Genomic DNA, 24250 nt, shown 5'->3' on the forward strand with positions numbered 1-24250 from the left:
CAACAACACTCGTTCCGCGTGGGAGGACGGGTGCGCGCAGCTCACTGCTGCCACTGACCGAAGGGCCACAATCTCCATGTCGCAGAAGTCGATCGCCAGGTCCAAGAAGGCGCGCCTCGCCGCAGCCGGGGCCGCCATGGCACTGTCCCTGTCCATCGCCGCACCGGGAATCGCCAGTGCTCAGGATCCCAGTACGCCGGAAAGCTCCGAGGTTCAAGCACCGGCGGGCGAAGAATCCGAAGGCGTCGAACCCGCCGCTCCCACAGGCCAACAGGGTGCCGCAGTAGAAGGATCGGGCACCGCAACAGCCGAAGGACAGATCGACGCTCCTGTCCCGGCCGTCACGTCCGAGGACGCAGCCGCGGCCGCCGCAGCCGCAGTCCCGACACCCGAAGCCCCCTCCGCCGTTCGTCCACTGCCGCAGATCACCGGCGGCGTCGTGTTCAACGAAGACGGCACGGCCACAGTCAATCTCGACGTCATTCCGCAGTTGTCCGACGCCGAGAAGAAGGCGATCGCCGACGCCGAGGCCGCCAGCAAGGAAGCCGCAGCCGCATCGGCTGCCGCCCAGGTACGACTCGAGACGGCCAAGGCAGCCGAGGCCACCGCGAGCACCGACGCCACCAAGGCAGAAGTTGCTGCTGCCGAGGCAGACGTCAAGGCCAAGGCCGCCGTCACGGCCGCCTCGAACGCCAAGGTCGAGAGCGCAGCAGCGAGCGCAGCGGTCACCGCAGCGAAGAACACCGCTGCCGAACTGAAGACCAAGGCCGACGAAACCAAGGCCGCCGCCGACAGCGCTGCAACAGTCGCAGCCGAGGCAGAGGCGAAGGCGAAAGAGCTCGAAGCCGCAGCCGTCTCGGGCGACCCCGAGGCCACCGCCGCAGCCGAGGCGGCTCGCGCAGACGCCGACGCGAAGGCCGAACTCGCCGCCACCGCCAAGGTCGAAGCCGACGCATCGAACAAGGCGCTCGCGGATTCCGTTACCGCTGTTCAGGATTCGTTCAAGAACTTCAACCTCGCCAAGGTGACCGCTGCAGTTCGCGCTGCCGCTGCCACTGCCGCGAAGTCGCTGGCACTGAACATCGAGGCTCAGACCGCTGCCGCAGTGGCTGCAGTGGCCGAGCAGAACGCGAAGAACCTCGAAGCCGCAGCCGAGGCCGCCGCAGGTGAAGACACTGCATCCGAGAAGGCCGCAGCCGACGCCCGCACTGCAGCCGACGCAGCAAAGGCCGATGCCGACGCCAAGGCCGAGGCGGCAACCGCTGCCCAGGCTGCACTCGATTCCGCGCCGTCGGACGCCGATGTCGCCGAGTTGCAGGCCAAGGCCGACGCAGCCGCAGCGGCACTGGTGACGGCGAATACGGCCGTCGAGACGGCGAACGCCGACCTGCAGGCCAAGACCGACGCAGCCGCGACCGCCAAGACCAAGGCCACGGAGGCAGCAGCCACGCTGAAGACGGCTCAGGACGCCGCAACGGCCGCCAAGACAGAAGCCGACGCCAAGGCGAAGGCCGAGGCCGATCTCAAGGCCGAGGCAGCCGAATTGGCAGCCAGCGGACCGAAGTTCGAGTGGACCATCAACCTCGGCAACACCGTGAAGGAAGACGTACCCGTCACCGAGGTCGACGAGAACACCGTCGTCGTCGACAAGACCGGAGTCTCGCTCGTCGGCGTCAAGAACGAGGACGGATCCTTCACCGTCGCGGACTACTTCACCACCGACGACAACGGCGTCGTCAGTGTGGCCGGAGAGCTCCCGCCGGTCGATCTGGCACTCGGCGATTCCTCGAACGAGGCGTCGGGCGCTTCGGACAGCTCGTCGAGCACCCCGGTGATCCTGGCCGGTGTCGGCGTGGTCGTCGTCGCAGCTGCCGGTGGCGCGTTCTACCTGCGTCGCCGCAGCTCCACCGATGCCACCTCGTAACACCCGCTGGCTGTGGACGGCGATCCTGACGTTCGTTCTTCTCGTATCAGGTTGTGCGAGTGACGAAGTCGGGATCGCCGCACCCGATCGTTCGCCGGTGCAGTCACAGATCTCGGGGGCTGCACCGACGGGCGATGTCGCCCCCTCTCGACCGGAGTACATCGAGCTGCGCTCGGCGGACGGGTCGACCTATCTGAGCAGTCCCATTCATCCGGACCCCCTCTATCGCGGCGGGGAAAGCGGGCAGGTGCTGAACCCGGTGGACGAACTACCGGCCTGGTGGGCCGAGAGTGGCATGCCGGGCACCTCGACCGAGCAGACGGTAGTTGTTGCCGGACACAACTATTCGAAGCGGGACGCCCCGTTCAAGGCGTTGCGGGTGGTGACCCCTGGCGACACCGTTGTGCTGCGCACCGCGAGCGGCACTCTGGAGTACGCCGTCGAATCGGTGGGCCCCCTACCGAAGGGATCTCTGCTCGCAGACAACGAACTGCGCAAGTCGGTAGCAGGACGATTGATCCTGGCCAACTGCGACGTCCAAGGCGGCGAACCCACCGACGACAACTTCGTGGTCGTCGCACAGCTCATTCGCTGAATCCGGCTTGTAGACAGTCATTTTCGCGGCCGGGCCCCCGGTCCGGCCGCGAAGTGGCTACAGACCGAGGTCGGCCAAGCCGAGCAGGGATCGATATTCGAGCCCTTCGGCGGCGATGACATCGTCCGCACCCGTCGCCCGATCCACGACTGTGGCGACCCCGACCACCGTCGCGCCCGCGTCGCGCAGGGCTCGAACTGCGGTCAGGGGCGAATTGCCGGTCGTCGTCGTATCTTCCACCACCAGAACACGTTTGCCGACGATGTCCGGTCCCTCGATCTGGCGCTGCATGCCGTGAGCCTTCGCGGCCTTGCGCACCACGAATGCGTCGATCGGCCGGCCCTGCGCGTGCATGATCGCCATCGCGACCGGATCTGCGCCCATCGTCAAACCGCCGACCGACGCGAAATCCCAGTCGGCGACGAGTTCGCGCATCAGCGAACCGATCAAGGCACCTGCGCGATGATGGAGGGTCGCCCGACGCAGATCCACGTAGTAGTCGGCTTCCTTGCCCGAGGACAACGTCACCTTCCCGTGCACGACGGCGAGCTCTTTCACCAGATCGGCCAGTTCCTGCCTGTCCGAATTCGCAGCGCTGTCGGCCATGTTCGGGTTCCTCTCGTCGTGCCATGAGGCGGTCGGGTCGGTACGAACTTACCCACCGAGATTCTCGACCACCCGCACCCGGGTACTGGGCGCAGCGCTCCCCTACGCGGCGAGCTCGGCGGCGCGGTGCTCGTCCAGGGACTCCTTGGTTTCGACGAACGGTTCGGGCGCGGTCACCGATCGAGCCTTCGCGACCAGCGACGAGGGGAACGATCCGACGGCCTCGGACAGCTGATACGCCGTGTCGTTGTACACCCGCACCGCGCCGGCAATCCGCTTCTCGGTGACCGTCAGTTCGCCGGCCGGCCCCTGGAACGCCCAGTTGCCGACGACACTGCGGCGCGCTTCGGCGTCGTCGAGAACCGCATGGAAGGCGGCGGACAGAGCGTTCTCGGCGGCAGCCTGCGCCTGCAGGCCCAGTCCGCGATCACGAACTGCCTTGGACCACGAACGCGCTCCGGCGAGCTGACGCAGCAGGTCGCCCGACAGGTCCGCCGACTCGGCCGCAGTCAGAAACGGTTGCAGTTGCTCGTATCGACGCTCGAGCTCGATGTCGACGAGCCGTGCGCTCTGCTCGGCCAGACCGCGGTACCGCGCGAGGCGGCGCACCACACTCAGGACATAGCCGAGAACGACGAGTACCAGCACGAGGACCACAACGCCCGAGAAAACCGTCACGAGGTACGAATTTAACGGTGCCCAGCCGCCGAGGCCGGTAGGCACGCCCGAGAATGATCAGGGTTGGTTGCGTCGCCGATCCGCATCGAACGGAATCGGACGGGACACAGGCGGACGCGGTACCGGTCGCACCGGATTCACCGATCGGGTGGCCTGCGGTCCGCTCTGATCCGGCCTCGGTGGACTCGGCCGTCGAGTCGCCTCCTGCGGACGAGAATCGGCAGCAGGACTCCTCGTCTCCACACTGCGCGTCTCCACACCGCGCGGTTCCTGCACCAACGGTCGACCCGGATCGCTTCGATCACGAACGGACTCGCCGCCGCCCGGACGCGAGCCGTACACCGCGGCACCGCGGACCGGCGGCAGAACGTGCAGCATCCCCGACAGTCGCGCCACCGCATCGATCGCGGCATCCCAATCGCGCCCCGAGCTGGTCAGGGGCATCGATCCGAGAGTCCAGTCCTGTTCACTCCACAACAGCTGCAGATTCTCGGGAATCGACTCGGTGAACGCCGCCATCCGCTGGTCACAGACACGACGAGCGATGTCGACGTCGGTGGCGAACACCACTCGCGGTCCGATGGACCCGAGCAGTTGCATGTCCTCGTCGCGCGGAGGTGGCGTCGAGCGGGGCCTCAGGTCGATATCGACATCGGAGCCGACGGAACGCTGCACGGCCACGATGGTGCCCGTCTCCTCGACGTCGAAGAGTACGAACTCCTCACCACGCCGAACTCCGGTGACGACACCGAGAGCCACATCGAACTCGGGCTTGGACAGCGCGGCGCGCGAGAACTGGGTGACCAGCTCTCGGTCGTGGGGTCGGTACTCGTACCCCTGGGCCTTGGCCCACATCTGCCGAACCCGACCGGATCGATCTCGCTTGGATCGGTCGATGTAGAGCAGCGCTGCTGCGCCCACGAGTGCAATTACCGCCAGGCCGAACCACATTGCCGTCATCGCGAACCACCTTAATCGACTTCCACCTCGCGCCCGTCCACGGCCGCCGACTCCTGTGAACGGTCATGGAAGCCGCACGGATATGAGCGTCATTCCGCAGGCTCCACTCCCGCCGTCACCCTCCGAGCTTGGGGGTCTCGATGATGACGTTCGCACGGATGATTCCGTTCTCGACGGCCTCGCCCTGCACCACGACGAAAGCACCGACGGCCAACGACGCGAGATCGCGACCGGACAACGAGATTATCTGGGTCTGCGGTGTGGTCTGCACTGTGACCGGAGCGCCGTCGAGGCCGTCGAGCGTCAGAGTCGAACCGTCGTTGGCGTTGATCGTTCCCACCGACGAGCCGAGCTGGCCGAGGATCTCGGGAATGCCGCCCGGGATGAGCTCGGGTGTGGTTGTCGCACCCGATTCCGTGGGCCGCGGCGTCGTCGTGGGCGCGCTGGACGGCGAGGGCCGGATGGAGGTGGACGGTGCCGCGGCGGTGGTGCCCGGTTCGTCGCGCCCTCCGCTCAGAAACGCAATCCCGAACGAAACGACGATGACGAGCACAACGAGCCCGATCAGCGCCAGAACCCACGGACGGGGCCCCTTACTGCCGGAATCGACGCTGTTCGGCTCCTGCGGCGGCGGCGCACCCCCGAACTGCTGGGTGCCCCCGAACTGCTGTGGTTGCCCGAACTGCTGGGTGTGGCCGTACTGCTGGGTGTGACCGTATTGCTGGGTGTCGTATCCCGGGGCCTGTCCGTAGGCCTGGTTCGCGGCCGCCTGCTGCGCCGGGTCGAAGGGCGGGAACGCCTGCGTCGGCTGGTAGCCCGGTGGGTACGCCTGCGGGTCCGGATTGCCGTAGGCCTGGGTCGGATACGCCTCCGTCGGCTGAGCGCCCGGATACTGCTGGGCATCCGGATACTGCTGGGCATCCGGATACTGCTGGGCATCCGGATACTGCTGTGCGTCCGGATACTGCTGGGTGCCTGGGTGCCCGTAGTCCTGGGTCGGCTGGGATGACTCCGGCTGCTGCGCCGCGTCCTGATCGCGATCTCGAGGTGCTCGCGGGTCGTCCGGATTTGTCATTCCACGAGGGTACCCACGCCGAGAACGTCGACAGTGGCAACCGACAGCAGGCCCGCACGAGACGTTCGTGCGGGCCTGCTCGGGCTGGTTGCCGGCTCGGGCGTTAGCCCAGGATGAGCCGTTCGCCGTCGGGGCTGACGTTGACGGGCACCACGTCGCCGTCGTGCACGTCACCGGCGAGGAGGAGCTTCGCCAGCTGGTCGCCGATCGCCTGCTGAATCAGTCGGCGAAGCGGTCGAGCACCGTACAGCGGGTCGTAACCGCGTACGGCCAGCCACATCTTGGCCGGCGACGACACGTCGAGAGTCAGTCGACGAGCTGCCAGACGGTTCGCGAGGAAGCCGAGCTGGATGTCGACGATCGACTCGAGCTGGTCCTCCGACAGTGCGTCGAACACGACGACGTCGTCGAGCCGGTTGACGAACTCGGGCTTGAACGAGCGCCGCACCGCGTCCATCACCTCGTCTTTGGTGCCGCCGGCACCGAGGTTCGAGGTGAGGATCAGGATCGTGTTGCGGAAGTCGACCGTGCGGCCCTGACCGTCGGTGAGCCTGCCCTCGTCGAGCACGGCCAGCAGGATGTCGAACACATCCGGGTGTGCCTTCTCCACCTCGTCGAAGAGCACCACCGTGTACGGACGCCTGCGTACCGCCTCGGTCAGCTGGCCGCCGGCCTCGTAGCCGACGTAGCCCGGAGGGGCACCGACGAGCCTGGCGACGGCGTGCTTCTCGCTGTACTCACTCATGTCGATGCGCACCATCGCGCGTTCGTCGTCGAAGAGGAACTCCGCCAACGCTTTCGCGAGCTCGGTCTTACCGACGCCGGTGGGTCCGAGGAACAGGAACGAGCCCGTCGGACGGTTCGGGTCGGCCACCCCGGCACGGGCCCGTCGGACGGCGTCGGACACCGCTTGCACTGCATCTTTCTGTCCGACGACTCGCTTGCCGAGTTCGTCTTCCATCCGCAGCAGTTTGGCGGTCTCGCCTTCCAGCATTCGGCCGGCCGGAATTCCGGTCCACGCCGCCACCACGTCGGCGACGTCGTCCGGGCCTACCTCCTCCTTGAGCATCACGTCGCCCTGGGCAGGTGAGTCCTCGGTCTTGGCCGCGAGTTCCTTCTCCAGGGTCGGGATCCGGCCGTACCGCAGTTCGGCGGCCTTGCCGAGATCACCGTCGCGTTCGGCACGATCGGATTCTCCGCGCAGGTTCTCGAGTTCTTCCTTGAGCACCCGCACCGAGTCGATGGCGTTCTTCTCGTTCTGCCACCGCGTGCTGAGCTCGGCCAGCTTCTCCCGCAGGTCGGCGAGTTCCTGACGCAGCTTGTCCAGCCGGGCCTTCGACGCGTCGTCGGTCTCCTTGGCCAGGGCCATCTCCTCGATCTCGAGGCGACGGACGGCTCGCTCCACCTCGTCGATCTCGACGGGGCGCGAGTCGATCTCCATGCGCAGACGCGATGCAGCCTCGTCGACGAGGTCGATCGCCTTGTCCGGCAGGAACCGGGCCGTGATGTACCGGTCGCTGAGGGTCGCGGCGGCCACCAGGGCGGAGTCCGTGATTCGGACGCCGTGGTGCACCTCGTAGCGTTCCTTGAGTCCGCGCAGGATGCCGACGGTGTCTTCGACCGACGGCTCACCGACGTAGACCTGCTGGAAGCGGCGTTCGAGGGCGGCGTCCTTCTCGATGTACTTGCGGTACTCCTCGAGGGTGGTCGCGCCGACGAGTCGGAGCTCGCCGCGAGCAAGCATCGGCTTGATCATGTTGCCCGCGTCCATCGCCGAGTCGCCGGTGGCTCCTGCGCCCACGATGGTGTGCAGCTCGTCGATGAACGTGATGACCTGACCGGCGGAGTTCTTGATGTCGTCGAGCACGGCCTTGAGCCGCTCCTCGAACTCACCGCGGAACTTCGCGCCGGCGACCATCGAACCGAGATCGAGGGATACAACGGTCTTGCCTCGCAGGCTTTCGGGTACGTCGCCGGCGATGACGCGTTGTGCGAGTCCTTCGACGATGGCGGTCTTGCCGACACCGGGTTCACCGATCAGAACGGGGTTGTTCTTGGTTCGCCGGGACAGCACCTGGACGACACGCCTGATTTCGGTGTCGCGGCCGATGACGGGATCGAGCTTGCCTTCTCGGGCGAGCGCCGTCAGGTCGGTGCTGTACTTCTCCAGCGCCTGGTAGGTGTTCTCCGGATCCGCGCTGGTGACGCGGGCACTGCCGCGGACCGCCTGGAACGCGTCGCGCAGCTCGTTGGCTCCGGCACCATGGCCGGAGAGGAGCTTGGCGACGTCGTCGTTTCCGGTCGCGAGACCCACCATGAGGTGTTCGGTGGAGACGAACTCGTCGTCCAGTTCGGTGGCCAGGTGCTGCGCTGCGGTGATCGCGGCGAGGGTTTCACGGCCGAGTTGCGGAGTGGTGGTCGAACCGGATGCCGAGGGCAGGCGGTCGACGAGGTTCTGCGCTTCTCGACGCACCGTTGCGGGGTCGACGCCGACGGCCTTCAGCAATGGTGTGGCGATGCCGTCGGTCTGATCGAGCAACGCCACCAACAAATGTGCCGGACGAATATCCGGATTACCGGCCGCGGATGCGGCCTGCAGTGCAGCGGAAAGTGCTGCCTGCGACTTCGTGGTGGGAGTGAAACTGTCCACCGGTCACCTTCTTTCCAGTGTGGGGTTCGAGCGTGTCGCTGGGTACAACCATAGACAAGTTGAGTCTGTTCCGCTCAACCTTGATTTTTCTCGTGCGCGTTTTGCGTACCTGGAGGGACGCAAGACGCGCACGAGGGCGCAGCCCTGATGCGCGAAAGTCTCGATCGGTCTACTTTGGTGACGGTCGAAGGTGTCAATCGGTGGGGGTGGAGGTTGCTCGACGCACGCACGGTCTCCCTGGTCCGCACCGGATTCAAGTCGGTAGCGGCTGCACCGAACGGTCCCGAACAGCTGTCCCGGTCGTTCTACGCTCACCTTTTCGCCGAGTATCCCGACTTCCGTTCCCTGTTCCCGGCGTCGATGGACGCATTGCGCGAGCATTTCGTCCTGGCACTGGGGTACATCTTCGACAATCTGGACGACGCCGACCGCGTCGAGCCGTTCCTCGAACAGCTGGGCCGGGACCACCGCAAGCACGGAATTTCCGGGGCACATTTCCGGGCGGGGAGTTCGGCGCTGATCAGCGCCTTCCGGAGCTTCGCCGGCACCGAGATGTGGACCGACGAGGTCGAGACCGCCTGGCGAGACGCCCTCACCGTGGTGAGCAACGCAATGGCCGCCGCCGCCGACAACGACGAACTGCCCCCGTATTGGAGCGCGACGGTCGTCGAACATCACCGTTTGCTCGACGACCTGGCCGTGGTGCGACTGAAGACCGACGGGGAGATCCCCTACTTCCCCGGCCAGTACGTCAGTGTGCAGATTCCGCAGCGGCCCAAACTGTGGCGCTACCTGTCCCCTGCCATTCCCAGCAACCCCTACGGCGAGATCGAGTTCCATGTTCGACGCGTATCCGGGGGCTGGGTATCACCGGCGATGGTCACCGAAACGACTGTCGGCGACCGTTGGCTGATCAGCCCGCCGCTGGGCGGCATGCACGTCGATCGCACGATCGGCGAGGACGTGTTGATGATCGCCGGGGGCACCGGTTTAGCACCGTTGCGCGCGCAGGTGATGGAGATGGCCCAGCGCAGCACCAATCCGCGGGTGCATCTGTTCGTCAGTGGGACGTATCCGTGCGACCTCTACGACCTCGACACACTGTGGCAGCTGTCGTTGTCGAATCCGTGGCTGACGGTGGTGCCGGTGACCGAGGAGCTAGAGGATCCGTGGTGGCATTCGGGTCCGACGCGCGAACTCCCGTGGGGCATGCATCATCGGCTGCACGGCCCGGTGGGCAAGGTGGTGACCCGGTTCGGCTCGTGGGCCGATCGGCAGATTCAGATCTGTGGATCGCCGTCGATGGTGCGCACCACGCTGTACGCACTGCGCAAGGTCGGTACGCCGATGGAGCACATTCAGCACGATCCGTTCTGATTGCGCTACAACACTTTTCAGCCGGGAACGATCTTTCGGCCGGAGATCGACCGCGGCGGGAGGTCCTCGACGATGCCTCCGACGACCAGCCGCGGTGTCCAGCTCTCGGTGACGAGCCTGCCGTCTCCGGTGATGATCGCCTCGGGATCGGGGTCGACGAGAATGGGGTATCCGGTGTCGGACGTAGCTCCGACATTCTGCACCAGTAGGCCGTTCTCGATGGTGTAGTACACGTGCACCGGGTGCAGGTCGGAGTCGAAAGCCCAAGGGCGGCCGATGAATATCACTGCGTCGCCGGTGCTGTCGAGCACCGATACGGAACCGTCTCGCTCGAGCCGTAACGCCCAGCACGCAGGCATGGATGCGGTGAACTCGAATCGATGCGGAGCCTTGGCTTCGAGCAGGTGAATCATCAACAACGCACCCTCGCGTGGGTCTCGTTGCGGCACAACTACTTCGAACGATCCACATTCGTAGAATCTGGATCCGAACGGTCCCGGTACGCCTACCCCGAGATCGTCGGCGATGGCCAATTCCAGGCGGATCGAACCGGATCCGTTCTCGGCCCGCAAGGTGATGCCCTCGGAAGGATGGGGCATCGGGGACTCGTCGCGGGGCGCGTAGGACAACACCGCTCGCAGCAGCGGCTCGGCGACCTCGGCGTCACCGTCTCGGGAATCGAACGTGCGTCGTCGTCGTCGATCGGTCATCGTCACCCCCTTCGCCTGACTCGACCAGTTTGCCACCCTCGACCCCGATCGCGCGTCCGATTCTGCGGAAAACCATCCATTCGATGCAGTGGTCTGCTAGCGCGCGTCAGGCCCCGGCAGCCGCCTTGGCGGCAATCCGCGCCTGCACTTCCGGACGCCTGAGCGGAGGCACCGTCGGAGGTGGCTGCCGCCGGTCCGGCAGGGCGTCGAGCAGCCGATGCGTCGTGGCCGTCACCTCGGCGACTGCCGTCTCGAACGCGTCACGGGTGGCGTCGGACGTCTTCTGCACTCCGCTGATCTTGCGGACGTACTGACGCGCCGCAGCCTCGATCTCGTCGTCGGTGGCGTGTGGTTCCAAGCCCCGCAGGGTGGTGATGTTTCGGCACATTCCCCGACGATAGACCCGCAGGTCACACCTCGAGAAGACCTGCGATCGCCTTCAGACACAGCTCGCGAACCTGTTCCCTCTTCAGAGTCCTGCGCTCCACCCAGTCGTGACAGACCGCGCGGACGAATGCCACCCACCCGCGGAGCGCGGCCCGGATCATCTCGTCGTCGTGGAACTCGTCCGGCAGCGCGTCGAGAATGCGTTGCTGCTGGATGTCGAACTCGCGCGTCAGAATTGCGTTGATGCGGTCGTCTCCGAGCAGCGCGCCTCGATTGACCGCTCGGACGCCGTGCGCATGCTCGTCGGTGTAGGCGATGTAGGCGTCGAGTCCGGCGGCTATCTGCTCGAGGACCGGCAACGAGGGGTCCGGGGCGGTGACGGCGAGGTTGCGCTCGGATTCGGTGCGCACGATCTCGACGAAGAACTCCCGTTTGGACGGGAAGTAGTGGTACATCAGACCCCGCGAGACCCCGGCCAGGTCTGCCACTTCCTCGATCCACACGTCCTCGTAGGGACGTTCGGCGAACAGGGTCGACCCGATCTCGACCAGCTGCGCACGCCGCTGCTCCGGTGTCATGCGTTTTCGAGGTGTGGTCATGGGGTTTCGAACCTTACTTGACACGAGTTCAACGGTGAGTACGGTCACTATTTGACACCGGTTCAACGAGTCGGTTCGGGGACTGAGGAGCGGCCATGTCGACGGGATTTGCACTACGAGACGGCGTACTACCGCATCCGCCGTATCGATTGCCGATACTGGGCGACGTCATCGGCGTCGACCCGCGCTCGCCGATCCAGGATTCGACCGCTCTGGCCGCCCGGCTCGGACCGATGTTCGAGCGCCACATTCTCGGCAAACGCTTCGTCTTCGCCTCGGGTGCAGACGTAGTCGGCGATCTGTGCGACGAACACCGCTTCGAGAAGTTCCTGCCGCCGGGCGTCGAACGCCTACGCGACATCGGTGCCGACGGCCTGTTCACCGCCTACAACCACGAGCCCAATTGGCAACGGGCCCACGATCTGCTGCGGCCGGCGTTCACCGCTGGAGCCATGCGGGGCTACCACGACATCATGGTGAACGTCGCGGACGATCTGATCGAGCACTGGACCGAGCGTTCACGCGACGCGTCGACGACCGACGTGTCCTCGGACATGACGAAGCTGACACTCGAGACCATCGGACGCACCGGATTCAGCTACAGCTTCGGCTCGTTCACCCGCGCCGAACCACACCCGTTCGTGTCCGCGATGGTCGGCGCACTGACGTACAACCAACGGCGGGCGTTGGTATCGATCCCGGCGTTCGCCGCGCCGCTGTTCGCCCGATCGGACCGCCGATACGAGCAGAACAAGAAGTACCTGGTCGAGGTACTCACCGACGTCGTACGTACTCGTCGACAGTCCGACGGGGACTTCACCGACCTACTGCAGATCATGATGGACGCGGCGCGCGAGGCCGACAACCCGAATGCATTGAGCGAAGCCAACATCGGCCACCAGATTCTGACGTTCTTGATCGCCGGGCACGAGACCACCTCTGGTGCATTGTCTTTCGCGCTGTACTTCCTGGCAACCCACCCCGAGGTCTTCGAACGTGCCCGGGCCGAGGTGGACGAGATCTGGGGCACCGACAAACCGGAGTTCGGCCAGGTCCCCAAACTCCGGTACGTTCGCCGAGTCCTGGACGAATCACTGCGCCTGTGGCCGACGGTTCCCGCGTTCGGACGCGGCGCACGAGCCGACACCGTCATCGGCGACGGCTACCCCATGGCGGCAGGAGACTGGGCGATCGTGCTCGCGACGGCCCTGCATCGAGATCCGGTGTGGGGCGATCGGCCGGAGAAATTCGACCCCGACAACTTTCTGCCCGCCCGCATCAAAGCTCGGCCGGCGCACGTGTACAAGCCCTTCGGGACGGGCGAAAGAGCGTGCATCGGAAGGCAATTCGCCATCCATGAGGCCGTACTGGTACTCGGAACCGTGCTGCAACGCTTCGATCTGCAGGCCGACCCGTCGTATCGACTGAAGGTCACGGAGCGGCTGACCATGATGCCCGAGGGCTTTCGGGTGCAGCCGACGGTGCGCACGTAGTCAGTCCGGCAGCAGCGGTACCGATACCCCCGGGTCTCGTCCGAGCAGTACCCCGCGCGTCAGCGACGTCGACCCGAACTTCTTGTGCACCCCGTCCAACGCACGGTCGAGTGCCGACGCCTCGGGTGGTCTGCGTACCGAGGGGGCGTCGAACTGCAGTTCCAGTTGCTCGGCTCCGCCCCTGTCGATGCTCGAGACCGTCACCCCGACCAGAGTGATGCCCTTCTCCGCGATCAGCGGAGCCGCCTCGTGCAGCAGCTCGAGTGCGGCATCGAGGATGTCCCGGGTGTCGGCGGTGGCGCGATCGAGGGTGTGCGATCGGGTGGCCCGGGTGAAATCGGCAAACCGCAAGCGCAACATCACGGTTCGGCCGGTCCGCTGCGCGCCCCGCATTCGGTGCGTGACGCGATCGACGAGGCCGATCAACGACGCCTCCACCTCGGCCGCGTCGTGCCGCCCGCGGCCCAGGGCCCGCTGGGCACCGATGGAACTGCGCGACTTTCCGGGCTGCACGCGGCGCGGATCTCGTCCCATGGCCAGTGCGTACAGGTGCGCTCCTGCGCCCTTTCCCAACACCGAGGCCAGCGATCTCTCGCCGTAGGCCGCGATGTCTCCCACGGTCCTGATGTCGAGTACGTGCAGCTTCTCGGCGGTGACCTTGCCGACGCCCCACAGCCTTTCGATGTTCAGCGGGTGCAGGAACTCGAGTTCACCACCGGGCGGCACCAACAGCAGCCCGTCGGGCTTGGCGAACGCACTGGCCACCTTCGCCAGGAACTTGGTGGTGGCAATCCCGACGGTGATCGGGAGCCCGACCTGTTCGGCGACGTCGCGGCGAAGTTGCTGCCCGATGTCGAGTGCGCTGCCCGCTATCTTGCGCAGGCCTCCGACGTCGAGAAAGGCCTCGTCGATGGAGATTCCCTCGACGAGCGGCGTCGTGTCGTGAAAAACGTCGAACACGTCCTTGCTCGCCTGGGAGTACGCCTCCATCCGCGGAGGCACCACGATCGCCTGCGGACAGACCGCCCGCGCCTGGCCACCACTCATTGCGGTGCGTACCCCGAAGGCCTTGGCCTCGTAGCTGGCCGCGAGTACCACTCCCCCGCCGACGATCACCGGTTTTCCCCGCAGCCGCGGGTCGTCTCGCTGCTCCACCGAGGCATAGAAGGAGTCGAGATCGGCATGCATGATGCTCGCTTCCCCGCTCTTCGCCTTCCCGGCGCTCGACTCCACGTTTTCATGCTCCCACGAGGCACCGACATCCCCGTTACCTGCATCGAGCCCGAAAAACACCCCGAGAAAGTGACCCAGGTCACCTGATGTGCCATTGTTGAGTCGTCGGATCACGCGAACGGCTGGAGACAACTGTGACGGCCTGGTGGCGGTGGTACGGAGCACTCGGCGTACTCGGCTGCATCGCCTACTTCGCGGTGCCCGACTCCGTCTGGTCGCAATCGATCTTCGTCGTGGTCGGGGCGTCCGCCGTCGCCGCCACGATCGTGGGAACCAGGCTGAACCGTCCGCGCAACCGAACCGCCTGGTGGAGTATCGCCGCGGGCACCGCGGTGTGGGTGCTCGGCGACATCGTCTACGAGTGGCTTCACGCCGGCGGGGGCGTCGTGCCCTATCCGTCGCTCGCCGACGCGCTCTACCTCGTCGGCTACCCTATCTACGGTTTCGGACTGTTTCTGCTGGTCCGGCACAAGTGGAGGGCGAGCGAACGCGGCCACATCGCCAACAGCGCTATCGTGATGGTCGCATTCGCACTGCTCACCTGGGTTTTTGCGGTCCAACCATCGCTGGACGGGGACGGTATCTCCGGCGTCGCCGGGCTGGTCGACGTCGCCTATCCCGCGATGGACATCTTTCTGCTCGGATTGCTCGCCCACTTCGTCGGCTCTCGTCAGTGGCGGGCACTGTCCTACCGACTGCTCACCGCGGCGGTGGTCCTGCTCGTCGTCACCGACACCGTGAACAACTTCTCCATCGTGTCCGATTCCTCGGCCGACCGCTCGCTGCTCGACGCGGGATGGACTCTGTCCTACGTCCTCGTCGGCGTCGCCGCACTCCACCCGTCGATGCGGAGAATCACCAGCCCCACCATCGAATCCGACGCCCACCTGATGGCGTCGTTCACCACACCGTCCGTCGTCGTGCTGACCGCCGCCACGCTCACTGCCCCCGCCGTGATGGTCGTCGAAGTCGTGCGCGAGAAGCCGATCGCACAATGGGGATGGGCGGTCATGCTGTGCGCGGGCATTCTGGTGGTCCTGGTGATCTTGCGCATCACCGACCTGCTGCGGCTGCTGCACACCCAGACCGTTCAGCTCCGTGCCGTCGCCGACACCGACCACCTCACCGGGCTGGCCAATCTGCGCGCTCTCGAACACCGGATCTACGGCAACGCCGGTGAATCGACGTTGCTGACGGTCGACATCGACCGCTTCACCGAAATCAACGACACGTTCGGACGGGGCCTCGGAGATCAGGTGCTGGCCGCCGTCGCCACTCGACTGCGCACGGTAGGCGACGACGCGATCCTGTTGGCACGCTTGGCCGGTGACGAATTCGCGCTGTGCGGTGAGTCGGATTCGATGGATCCCGCAGCCCTCGCCCGCGACATACTGGAACAATTCTCGACGCCGTTCGAGGTGGGCAACATGTCGTTGCTCATCGAAGCGAGCGTGGGGGTGGCGACGAACGCCCCGGCGCGCGTCGCCGAGGACGACGCCACACCCGACCGTCTGGTGCAGCGCGCCGACCTCGCCGTGCAGGCCGCGAAGACCGTGCAATCGCGCGTCGCGTACTACGACCGGTCCATGGACCGGGACAAGAGCGAGCAGTTGATCATGCTGGGCGAGCTCACCGCCGCCCTCGCGTCGGATCAACTGAGACTGCGCTATCAGCCCCAGGTCGACCTGGACTCGATGACCGTGGTGGGGGTCGAAGCCCTGCTGCGTTGGCACCACCCGAGCGGAGACATTCTCTCTCCCAGCGCATTTCTGCCCACGGCCGAGCACACCGGACTGATCCGCCCACTGACCCGCTACGTCCTCGAGCAAGCCCTGGCGGAACGACAGCGATGGGCGGCATCGGGCCTGCACCTGCGCATGGCCGTCAACATCTCCACCCGAAACCTGTTCGACGACAGCCTGATATTCCACGTGTCCCGAGTCCTGTCCGAGTTCGATTGTCCTGCTGAGCAGTTGACCTTGGAGGTGACCGAGAGCTCCGCGATGACCGACCCCGCCGGTGCCACCGAGGTGCTGGCCGGTCTGCACGCCATGGGAGTGCAGGTCGCCATCGACGATTACGGCACGGGCTACAGTTCTCTGGCCTACATCGAGCGCCTCCCGGTCCAGGAACTCAAGATAGATCGAACGTTCGTCAGCGGAATGTCGCACAACGCCACTCACGCCGCCATCGTTCGCTCGACCATCGAACTGGCGCGCACACTGGGGCTGTCGGTGACCGCAGAGGGCGTGGAGGACGAAAGGACGGTATCGGTGTTGCGTGAGCTGCGATGCGGACGGGCGCAGGGCTTCCATCTGGGCCGCCCCACCCCCGGCGAGCACCTGCCCGCCCTCGTCGACGAACTGAACGAGAACCTGAAAACTGTTATCGGAGAACGGATATCATGACCGAAGCCACACTGTCGGTATACGCAGCCATTCGATCTCGCCGCGACGTGCGAGCCGAGTTCGACGGAACCGTCGTCGACGACGACACCTTGCGCCGGATCCTCGGCGCAGCGCATCAGGCACCGAGCGTCGGCAACACCCAGCCCTGGGATTTCGTGGTGGTCCGCAAACCCGACACGTTGAGCGCCTTCGCCGCACACGTCGCCGACTGCCGACAGGACTTCGCGGACAAGCTCGACCCCGAGCGCCGACAGACGTTCGATCCCATCCGTATCGAAGGGATCGAGACCAGCGGCACCGGAGTGGTGGTCACGTACGACCCGAACCGGGGAGGCCCGCACGTCCTCGGCCGCGACACCGTCGACGACACCGGATTGTTCTCGGCAGTACTGGCCATCGAAAACCTCTGGCTCGCAGCGATAGCCGAGAACGTCGGGGTCGGCTGGGTGTCGTTCTACGACGAGGCGTACCTCACCGAACTGCTCGACATCCCCGCCCCGGTGCGTCCGATCGCATGGTTGTGTGTGGGCCCGGTCGAGTCGTTCCAGGAGGTACCGGATCTCGAGCGATTCGGCTGGCGCACGGGGCGTCCACTGGACGATGCCCTGCACTTCGAGCAGTACCGCCGATCGTGAAAACCGCTCTCGCCGTGGCGACGGTCATGTGCCTCCTGCTCGTGGGGTGCTCTTCTTCCCCTGACGAATCCCCCTCGCCCGCAACCACGCCGGCAACAACTCCGGCAGCCGAACCCGCCCAGGCACCCGATTCTGCCGATCCCGTCGGAACTGTCGTTCCGCTCCCGGGGGCTCCCGAGGGCATCGTCGTGGGGACGTCGGGCATCGCCGCCGCCGGAGTACGCGAGCCTGACGGCGTGGTGCTGTTCGACGCGGCGACGGGCGCCGTCCGGCAGATGGTCCAGACGACGGGCGCACCCCGGCATCTTTCGCTGGCAGGTCCCGACGGCCCGGTCCTGGCCCCGCTCGAAGGCAGTGACGAACTACTCGAAGTGGCGCTGAACGACGGCGCGATCCTGTCCACGGCCACGGGTGTCGGACGCCAACCGCACGACGCGGTGCTCACCTCCGGCGGCACGATCGTGGCCACCAACGAGATGGGCGGCGGGGTGATCTTCCTGCGCGAGGGATCGGTCTTGTCGGAGCTACCGCCGGGCCCGGTCCAGCCCGGTGGCGCTGCCGCTCTCGGCCCGTACGCCGCCGTCGCAGACGTGCAGGGCAACGGTGTGTGGGTCTACGACGGCGCGACCCAGCGGGAGGTGGCGCAGGCCCCGATCGGCGTCAAGCTGACCCACGCCGTGACGGTGAACGAGACAACGGCCGGGTTCGCCGATACCGACGGCGGTGCCGTTCTTCTCGCCTCGGTCGACGCTGCGGGGAGTATTCGCCAGACCGCGTCGATCGAGGCCCCGGGAAATCCGTACGGACTTGCCGTCGACCGCGACCGGGCACTGCTGTTCGTGACGTTGACCGCGTCGAATCTGTTGCGCGTGGTCGATGTTTCGGACGTCTCCGCACCGCGAATCCTGGGCGACGTCCCGACCGTGACACAGGCCAACTCCGTTGCCGTGGACCCGCGCACCGGGGACGTTCTGGTGACCGGCAGCGACCCCGGCGCAACGAGTTCGATTCAGATCATCCCCCGCGCCGAGCTACCCGCGGGGTGAGTGATCACCAGCCGTAGGAGCCTGGGATGCCCTTGAACGGGCCGACCACGTCGTCGGTGATCCAGCCCTCGTAGAAACCGCCTTCTTGCGGCCGGACCGCCTCGCCGTCGATTTCGCAGTCGAGTCGGCTGGGTGAGAACGCGAGGTAGCCGGCGATCTCGGCGAACCGCGGTGTCGGGTTCTCGTAGCTCCACCCCGCGGCCGGGGCGACGGCATCTCCGCCGTGCACGTCCCAGTACGTCGCCGCGCCCTTCCATTCGCAGTGCGTCGAACGGGCCTCGGACGGCGTCAACGCACCCGGAACCACGTCTGCGGGAGAGATGTACCAGGTGGGCGGATGGCTGGTTTCGAGCACTCGGTACGCGGCGGTGGTGCGCGCGACCACCTCGCCGCCGAGCCGGACGACCAGCGAACGGTTGGAGGACTCGAGCTTCGGTGGACGGGGGTAATCCCACACCGACTCCTGACCCGGCTTCGGCTTCTCGGGAACTACGGATCTCGGCAGATTCTGGCTCATCACTCGATGGTGCCACCGGATGTCACGGAGCGTCGACGGGATAGAGATCGTCCACCCGTTCCTCGTCGAGAATCCAGCGATCGACGTCGTCCAATGGTTCGACCGTGCGCACGGACGTGAACGGAATATCGCGCGCCGGCGAATCGCGACGAACGTCCTCGACGGGTGCGGCCGGTACCGGGGTGGATGACACAGCAGACGCGGGCTCAGCCGGTTCCGGTCTCGGTTCGATCCCGGTCTGCAGCGGCACCACGTCGGCGGCCACGGTGTCGTCGTCTGCCTGCGTGAGGCTTCGGGCGTCGTCCGGGATCTCTGGATTGTTCGGCAGTTCGGCCGGTACTCGGACGAGGATGCCGAGTCCGTGTGTCGCGGCCAACAGACTGACCGGGGCGACCGTCGCAATGGCCGCCGACAGCGCCGGATGCAGTGTTCCGGCGTCGGAAATGAAGGCGTGCATAGCATTTGCGCCGATACTGACCAGAGCTGCCGTGATCAACACGCCCCAGAAAAAGCGTCGACCACTGCGTTGTTCCTCGAATTGAGCAAGCGCGATGACGGAGATCGTGGCCTGCAGGATGGTGCCGTCGACGATCACGGGCCACAGCCACGACAGTGATCGCGGGACGCCCGCCATCGTGGCGAGATCCCACAGTGCGGCGAAACTCAACACGAACGACGCGATTCCGATGACGGTGGTGATGACGACCGCACTGACGAGCGTCGCACGCAGGACCTTGTTCATGGGTCGTCATGAAACACGAGCCCACCGACAGGTTCCGATCAAGCGGTACGAACGGCTCCGCGGTAGAAGTCTGCGCGATCGTGTGCAGACATTCCGCCCCACACGCCGTACGGCTCGTTCGCTTCGAGTGCGTGCTGACGGCATTGCTCGAGCACCGGGCATCGGCCGCAGACCTGCTTGGCGGTCTTTTCCCGAGTGGCGCGGGCACGGCCTCGCTCCCCCTCGGGATGGAAGAACACGGACGAGTCGAGACCACGACACAGACCGTCGAGTTGCCAGTCCCAGACATCTGCATTGGGAACGGGAAGTTGGACCGGCCTGGCGGGTGCGCCTCGCACCATGAGCTGTCTCCTCACTGAAAAGTGAACAAGCTCACCTTCTCGCATTCGTCGTACTTTTACAAGTCCTTTCGGTCATTCGTAGTACTTAAAATCAAGCGCGCTTGCTTGGAATATGCACTTACCGGACACTCCGCCCCGGACCTCTGCCCTGTTTCGGCCCCCGGGTGTGGATCAATGTCCCATTGCCGCACTCTGACCGACTGAATCCCGCATTGATCCGAACCCGGGTGGGGAGCGAGAGGGCAGAGGCAGGCAGCACTCAGTGGCTTTCGGACATTCCTGCGCGTTTTTCGAGTTCGACGAGGACGTGTTCGGCGATTTTGGTGGGCGGCGGGCCGATGTCGACGACGATGGCGTTCTCGTCGTCGCCGAGGGGTTCCAGTGTCGAGATCTGGGTGTCCAGCAGCGAGGACGGCATGAAGTGGTCCATCCGTGCATTCAGACGCCCGCTGATTCGGTCCTTGGTTCCGGCCAGGTGCACGAAGATCACCGGCGCCCCGTCCCTGGCTCCTGCGCTAAGTACGTCCCGATACGACCGTTTGAGTGCCGAGCACGTCACGATTCCCGATCGTCCCGTGCTGGTGTGGTCGGTGATCCACTCGGCGATGATGTCGAGCCACGGCCATCGGTCCTCGTCGGTCAGGGGCTGACCCGACGCCATCTTCGCGACGTTGGCGTCCGGGTGCAGGTCGTCGCCCTCTTGGAGGTCCCATTTCAAGGCTCCGGCGAGGATGCCTGCCACGGTTGATTTGCCCGATCCGGATACCCCCATCACCACGAGAACCGGATGGTGCGCTCTGCCTGTCTTCTCTGCTGCCATGACTCGATACTGCTCCATCCGGTGCATCGGGATCGGACAGACGCGAGAAACCGGGCAACCCGTGGGACGATCGATCGGACATGACCGAGACCAATGATTTTCGCCAACTCCACGATTCGGTGCTCGACGAGCTCGGGCGCGACATCGTGAGTGGCGCGATCCCGAGTGGCACCCGAATCTCGGCCGACGACGTCGCCGTGCGGTTCGCCGTATCGCGAACCGTGGTGCGCGAAGTCGTTCGTGTTCTCGAGTCGCTGGGCCTGCTCACCGTTCGGCGACGCGTCGGCATCACAGTGCTGGGTTCGAAGAACTGGAACTCCCTCGACCCGGTGGTCATCCGCTGGCAACTGGCCGGGCCTGCCCGCGCCGAGCAGCTGCTGCTGCTCAGCGAACTGCGGTCCGGTATCGAACCTTTGGCAGCCAAACTCGCTGCCCACCGAGCCACCCCCGAGCACTGCGGGGCGCTCACCGCTGCCGTCATCGGAATGTCCTCGACGTCGCGGTCCGCGGACTCGGAGGCCTACCTCGAACACGACTGCAACTTTCACCGCACGCTACTGGAGGCGTCGGGCAATCCCATGTTGCGGTCGATGTCGGACATCGTCGTCGAGGTACTCGCCGGACGCACCCGCCATGCCTTGATGTCGCGGCAAGCAGACCCCGAGGCCATCCGGTTGCACGGAGTGGTCGCGTCCTCGATCCAGTCCGGTGACGCCGACGCCGCACAACGAGCGATGTTGGCCATCGTCACCAAATCCGCGAGGTCGATGTCGGCTGCTTCCGGTGTGACGCCGTCGCCCGGTCTGGTTCCCGACCAGCAGTGATGCACCGGACGCACGAAGCCAGGTACGCCGAGACGAGGTTCATCGCCTAGATTCGACGCGTGACTGCTCTCGAATTGCCGCTCGAACTTCGCCGCGCACTCGTCGGAGTCGCTCGGACTCCGCGTTTGCTCGTCGCGTCCGATTACGACGGAACCATGGCTCCGATCGTCTCCGACCCGCAGAAGGCCTTCCCGCACCCCGAGTCCGTCAGCGCCATGCGCGGGCTCGCCTCCCTCGCCGGCACCAACGCTGCGGTCATCTCCGGCCGCGCTCTTCGCGATCTCGCGATCCTCTCGCGATTGCCGTCCGAGGTGCAGCTCGTGGGCAGCCACGGCAGCGAGTTCGACGCCGGGTTCGTCAACGCCATCGACGACGACGCCAAGAAGCTCCTCACCGTCATCACCGGCGAGCTCCAAGCCATCGCCGACGCCCATCCGGGCGTGAGTATCGAAACCAAGCCGGCCAGCGTCGCACTGCACGTGCGCAACGCCGAGACTGCCGCGGGCGAAGAAGCCCTGGCCGCCGTGCGTTCCGGTGCTGCCGCACGCGACGGCGTCCAGGTGACCGAGGGCAAGTCCGTCATCGAGCTGGCCGTCATCATCACCGACAAGGGCGTCGCCCTCGATATCCTCAGACATCAGGAAGCCTCTACTGCTGCAGTCTTTTTCGGCGACGACGTCACCGACGAGAAGGCATTCGGCCACCTGCACGGACCCGACATCGGGGTCAAGATCGGACCGGGCGATACCCTCGCCGAATTCCGTATCGACAGCACCGAGCACGTGGCGTTGGCACTGGCGTTCCTGCTCGAGGAGCGTCGGCAGTGGCTTTCCGGAGCCGACGCCCCGCGCATCGAACGACTGACAATGTTGGCCAGCCCCAACGCCGTCGCGCTGCTCACTCCCGATGCCGACGTCACCTGGCTCTGTCACCCCGAGCCCGATTCGGCAGCGGTGTTCGCGCACCTCCTCGGCGGCGATCAGGCCGGACACTTCAGCATCGGACCCGTCCGCGCATCGCTTCCGTTGAGCCAGCAGTACGTGGACGGCACGATGACCGTGCAGACCAAGTGGGCCAGCCTGCAGGTCACCGACTACCTGCCGCACGACATCGGCCAGGGCCAGACCGCGCTGACCCGCGTCATCACCGGCAAGGCACCGGCCATCGTCACGTTCGCGCCGCGTCCGGAGTTCGGAAAGGCGTGGGCGTCATTGGAACCCGACGTCGACGGACTGCGCATCCTAGGCACCGCAGACCCGATGGTCCTACGCAGCCCCGGTGTCACCTGGAACATCGTCTCCGACGGATCCCAGCAGTCCGCCCACGCCGAGGTCGACCCGTCGAACGGGCCGATCGTTATCGAATTGCGGCTCGGCACAGACGATCTGAGCGAGCACCCGTGGCCCGAGGTCGAACGGCGTCGAGCATCGGAGTCGTACTGGAAGGACTGGGCAGACGGCCTGAATCTGCCGCCGCTCAAGCGCGACCTGATGAAGCGATCGGCTCTGACCTTGCGCGGCCTCGTGCACGCCGAGTCCGGTTCGATCATGGCCGCCGCCACCACGTCACTGCCCGAAGACATTGGTGGAGTGCGCAACTGGGATTACCGATACTGCTGGCTGCGCGACGCAGCATTGACCGCGACCGCACTGGTCGACGTCGGATCGACAGCCGAGGCCGAGAACTACCTCTCGTGGATTCACGGGGTACTCGAATCGGTGTCGGGACCCGAACGCCTGCACCCGCTCTACACCATCTGGGGCCTGGGCCTGCCGCCCGAGGCCGTCATCGACGAGCTGCCCGGCTACGCCGGATCGCGTCCGGTCCGCGTGGGAAACGCTGCCAACCAACAGGTTCAGCTCGATGTCTTCGGCCCCATAGTCGAATTGGTGTCCGCTCTCGCACACGCCCGCAAAGCCGCGGGGTCCGAGAACGGCCTCTCCGACGACGACTGGGACCTCGTCCGCGCGATGGTCGAAGCCGTCGAGCGACGCTGGTTCGAACCCGATCACGGCATCTGGGAAATCCGAGACAATCCCCGCCACCACGTCTACTCGAAGGTGATGGGCTGGACGACGGTCGACCGCGCCATCGGTCTGGCCGAAACCTTCGGCCGCACAGCCGAATCGAGCTGGACCGAGCTTCGTGACACCATCCGAGAAGAAGTGCTCGCCAACGGCTGGAACGACGAGGTGCAGTCCTTCACCGCCGCATACGACGGCACCGACCTCGACGCCGCGACGCTGTACATCGGCCTGTCCGGACTGATCGAGCCGTCGGACCCACGTTTCGCAGCCACCGTCACCGCAACCGAAGCCGAACTGCGCAGCGGATCGACGGTCTACCGCTACCGCCACGACGACGGTCTGCCCGGCGGCGAGGGCGGATTCCACCTGTGCGCAGCATGGCTCGTCGAGGCATACCTGCTGGTGGGCCAACGCGCCGAGGCCGAGGCTCTGTTCGCCCAACTCGTCAGCGCCGCCGGACCGACCGGACTGCTCAGTGAGGAATACGACCCGATTGCCGAGCGATCGCTCGGCAACCACCCCCAGGCCTACAGTCACCTCGGTCTGCTGCGCTGCGCGAGATTGCTCAGCGCTCAGCCTGCATGACCCCCCGCCCCGCCTCGC

General features: G+C 65.9%; 22 protein-coding genes. 9 read left to right on the top strand and 13 right to left on the bottom strand.

The annotated features are described in order from the left end of the window. The first annotated feature begins 76 nt into the window (after positions 1-76). Both CH266_RS09445 and CH266_RS09450 read left to right on the top strand, forming a co-directional pair. The gene (locus CH266_RS09445; RefSeq protein ID WP_032382201.1) at positions 77-1924 is read left to right on the top strand and encodes a hypothetical protein; all 1848 of its coding nucleotides are present in this window, start codon (positions 77-79) and stop codon (positions 1922-1924) included. 97 nt (positions 1925-2021) lie between these two features. Further along, positions 2022-2519, top strand: coding sequence for a class F sortase (locus tag CH266_RS09450; RefSeq protein ID WP_230072970.1), 498 nt, complete (start codon positions 2022-2024; stop codon positions 2517-2519). 57 nt (positions 2520-2576) lie between these two features. On the opposite strand, the gene pyrE is transcribed toward CH266_RS09450, so the two are convergent. From pyrE to clpB, 5 genes are all read right to left on the bottom strand, one after another. Continuing rightward, positions 2577-3125: an orotate phosphoribosyltransferase gene (pyrE, locus tag CH266_RS09455; RefSeq protein WP_027494314.1), complete on the bottom strand. Its 549-nt coding sequence runs from the start codon at positions 3123-3125 to the stop codon at positions 2577-2579. Between the two features lie 102 nt (positions 3126-3227). Next, complete coding sequence (locus CH266_RS09460; protein ID WP_027494315.1) at positions 3228-3803, bottom strand: LemA family protein; 576 nt, start codon at positions 3801-3803, stop codon at positions 3228-3230. Positions 3804-3860: 57 nt separating this feature from the next. Continuing rightward, positions 3861-4754 carry a hypothetical protein gene (locus tag CH266_RS09465; protein WP_441347045.1) on the bottom strand — a complete coding sequence of 298 codons (894 nt, stop codon included), beginning with the start codon at positions 4752-4754 and terminating at the stop codon, positions 3861-3863. 124 nt (positions 4755-4878) lie between these two features. Continuing rightward, positions 4879-5838 (bottom strand): DUF5666 domain-containing protein, encoded by a 960-nt coding sequence (locus CH266_RS09470; RefSeq protein WP_094715153.1) that lies wholly within the window; start codon positions 5836-5838, stop codon positions 4879-4881. Between the two features lie 103 nt (positions 5839-5941). After that, complete coding sequence (clpB, locus tag CH266_RS09475) at positions 5942-8488, bottom strand: ATP-dependent chaperone ClpB (protein WP_032400289.1); 2547 nt, start codon at positions 8486-8488, stop codon at positions 5942-5944. Between the two features lie 213 nt (positions 8489-8701). Between clpB and CH266_RS09480 the strand changes: the two genes are divergently transcribed. Beyond that, complete coding sequence (locus CH266_RS09480) at positions 8702-9865, top strand: globin domain-containing protein (RefSeq protein ID WP_032386634.1); 1164 nt, start codon at positions 8702-8704, stop codon at positions 9863-9865. 17 nt (positions 9866-9882) lie between these two features. Here CH266_RS09480 and CH266_RS09485 read toward each other — a convergent pair whose 3' ends face one another. The 3 genes from CH266_RS09485 to CH266_RS09495 all read right to left on the bottom strand — a co-directional run bounded on the left by CH266_RS09485 (position 9883) and on the right by CH266_RS09495 (position 11561). Next, entirely contained in the window at positions 9883-10575 is a 693-nt protein-coding gene (locus CH266_RS09485; protein WP_094715154.1) for a hypothetical protein, read from the bottom strand. 106 nt (positions 10576-10681) lie between these two features. Then, positions 10682-10963, bottom strand: coding sequence for a DUF2277 domain-containing protein (locus tag CH266_RS09490; RefSeq protein ID WP_032373673.1), 282 nt, complete (start codon positions 10961-10963; stop codon positions 10682-10684). 22 nt (positions 10964-10985) lie between these two features. Next, on the bottom strand, positions 10986-11561 hold the full coding sequence (locus CH266_RS09495) for a TetR/AcrR family transcriptional regulator (RefSeq protein ID WP_094715155.1): 576 nt from the start codon (positions 11559-11561) through the stop codon (positions 10986-10988). A gap of 95 nt (positions 11562-11656) precedes the next feature. On the opposite strand from CH266_RS09495, the gene CH266_RS09500 reads away from it, so the two are divergent. After that, positions 11657-13054 (top strand): cytochrome P450, encoded by a 1398-nt coding sequence (locus CH266_RS09500; RefSeq protein ID WP_094715156.1) that lies wholly within the window; start codon positions 11657-11659, stop codon positions 13052-13054. On the opposite strand, the gene dinB is transcribed toward CH266_RS09500, so the two are convergent. Next, on the bottom strand, positions 13055-14287 hold the full coding sequence (gene dinB, locus CH266_RS09505) for a DNA polymerase IV (protein ID WP_255175874.1): 1233 nt from the start codon (positions 14285-14287) through the stop codon (positions 13055-13057). Positions 14288-14421: 134 nt separating this feature from the next. Between dinB and CH266_RS09510 the strand changes: the two genes are divergently transcribed. The 3 genes from CH266_RS09510 to CH266_RS09520 are packed head-to-tail and all read left to right on the top strand — an operon-like array spanning position 14422 to position 18376. Continuing rightward, positions 14422-16695 carry a putative bifunctional diguanylate cyclase/phosphodiesterase gene (locus tag CH266_RS09510; RefSeq protein ID WP_094715157.1) on the top strand — a complete coding sequence of 758 codons (2274 nt, stop codon included), beginning with the start codon at positions 14422-14424 and terminating at the stop codon, positions 16693-16695. Positions 16696-16706: 11 nt separating this feature from the next. Further along, positions 16707-17330: a 5,6-dimethylbenzimidazole synthase gene (gene bluB, locus CH266_RS09515; RefSeq protein WP_176456706.1), complete on the top strand. Its 624-nt coding sequence runs from the start codon at positions 16707-16709 to the stop codon at positions 17328-17330. Continuing rightward, positions 17327-18376, top strand: a complete 1050-nt coding sequence (locus CH266_RS09520; protein WP_255175875.1) for a hypothetical protein — start codon at positions 17327-17329, stop codon at positions 18374-18376. Before bluB ends, CH266_RS09520 begins: the two co-directional genes overlap by 4 nt. 4 nt (positions 18377-18380) lie before the next feature. Here the strand turns inward: CH266_RS09520 and CH266_RS09525 are convergent, their stop codons facing one another. The 4 genes from CH266_RS09525 to CH266_RS09540 form a co-directional block, all read right to left on the bottom strand. Then, positions 18381-18893, bottom strand: coding sequence for a DUF427 domain-containing protein (locus tag CH266_RS09525; protein WP_032364925.1), 513 nt, complete (start codon positions 18891-18893; stop codon positions 18381-18383). A 22-nt stretch (positions 18894-18915) separates the two neighbouring features. Next, a complete protein-coding gene (locus CH266_RS09530; RefSeq protein ID WP_094715158.1) occupies positions 18916-19635 on the bottom strand; it encodes a DUF2637 domain-containing protein in 720 nt (239 codons plus the stop codon). Between the two features lie 38 nt (positions 19636-19673). After that, positions 19674-19976 (bottom strand): WhiB family transcriptional regulator, encoded by a 303-nt coding sequence (locus tag CH266_RS09535; protein ID WP_032364923.1) that lies wholly within the window; start codon positions 19974-19976, stop codon positions 19674-19676. A gap of 259 nt (positions 19977-20235) precedes the next feature. After that, positions 20236-20796, bottom strand: a complete 561-nt coding sequence (locus CH266_RS09540) for a gluconokinase (protein ID WP_032364969.1) — start codon at positions 20794-20796, stop codon at positions 20236-20238. A gap of 80 nt (positions 20797-20876) precedes the next feature. On the opposite strand from CH266_RS09540, the gene CH266_RS09545 reads away from it, so the two are divergent. Both CH266_RS09545 and otsB read left to right on the top strand, forming a co-directional pair. Beyond that, positions 20877-21620 carry a FadR/GntR family transcriptional regulator gene (locus CH266_RS09545; RefSeq protein WP_048316564.1) on the top strand — a complete coding sequence of 248 codons (744 nt, stop codon included), beginning with the start codon at positions 20877-20879 and terminating at the stop codon, positions 21618-21620. A gap of 59 nt (positions 21621-21679) precedes the next feature. After that, complete coding sequence (gene otsB, locus CH266_RS09550) at positions 21680-24232, top strand: trehalose-phosphatase (protein ID WP_094715159.1); 2553 nt, start codon at positions 21680-21682, stop codon at positions 24230-24232. Positions 24233-24250: the final 18 nt, after the last annotated feature.

The organism is Rhodococcus sp. 06-1474-1B, from assembly GCF_002258885.1.
Taxonomy (GTDB): Bacteria; Actinomycetota; Actinomycetes; order Mycobacteriales; family Mycobacteriaceae; genus Rhodococcoides; species Rhodococcoides fascians.

Excerpts from the sequence above, each read along its gene's own strand:
- CH266_RS09445 (WP_032382201.1), top strand. The coding sequence starts at position 77 with ATGTCGCAGAAGTCGATCGCCAGGTCCAAGAAGGCGCGCCTCGCCGCA.
- pyrE (WP_027494314.1), bottom strand. The coding sequence starts at position 3,125 with ATGGCCGACAGCGCTGCGAATTCGGACAGGCAGGAACTGGCCGATCTG.
- CH266_RS09465 (WP_441347045.1), bottom strand. The coding sequence starts at position 4,754 with ATGTGGTTCGGCCTGGCGGTAATTGCACTCGTGGGCGCAGCAGCGCTG.
- CH266_RS09470 (WP_094715153.1), bottom strand. The coding sequence starts at position 5,838 with ATGACAAATCCGGACGACCCGCGAGCACCTCGAGATCGCGATCAGGAC.
- CH266_RS09485 (WP_094715154.1), bottom strand. The coding sequence starts at position 10,575 with ATGACCGATCGACGACGACGACGCACGTTCGATTCCCGAGACGGTGAC.
- CH266_RS09490 (WP_032373673.1), bottom strand. The coding sequence starts at position 10,963 with ATGTGCCGAAACATCACCACCCTGCGGGGCTTGGAACCACACGCCACC.
- CH266_RS09495 (WP_094715155.1), bottom strand. The coding sequence starts at position 11,561 with ATGACCACACCTCGAAAACGCATGACACCGGAGCAGCGGCGTGCGCAG.
- CH266_RS09500 (WP_094715156.1), top strand. The coding sequence starts at position 11,657 with ATGTCGACGGGATTTGCACTACGAGACGGCGTACTACCGCATCCGCCG.
- CH266_RS09525 (WP_032364925.1), bottom strand. The coding sequence starts at position 18,893 with ATGAGCCAGAATCTGCCGAGATCCGTAGTTCCCGAGAAGCCGAAGCCG.
- CH266_RS09530 (WP_094715158.1), bottom strand. The coding sequence starts at position 19,635 with ATGAACAAGGTCCTGCGTGCGACGCTCGTCAGTGCGGTCGTCATCACC.
- CH266_RS09535 (WP_032364923.1), bottom strand. The coding sequence starts at position 19,976 with ATGGTGCGAGGCGCACCCGCCAGGCCGGTCCAACTTCCCGTTCCCAAT.
- CH266_RS09540 (WP_032364969.1), bottom strand. The coding sequence starts at position 20,796 with ATGGCAGCAGAGAAGACAGGCAGAGCGCACCATCCGGTTCTCGTGGTG.
- CH266_RS09545 (WP_048316564.1), top strand. The coding sequence starts at position 20,877 with ATGACCGAGACCAATGATTTTCGCCAACTCCACGATTCGGTGCTCGAC.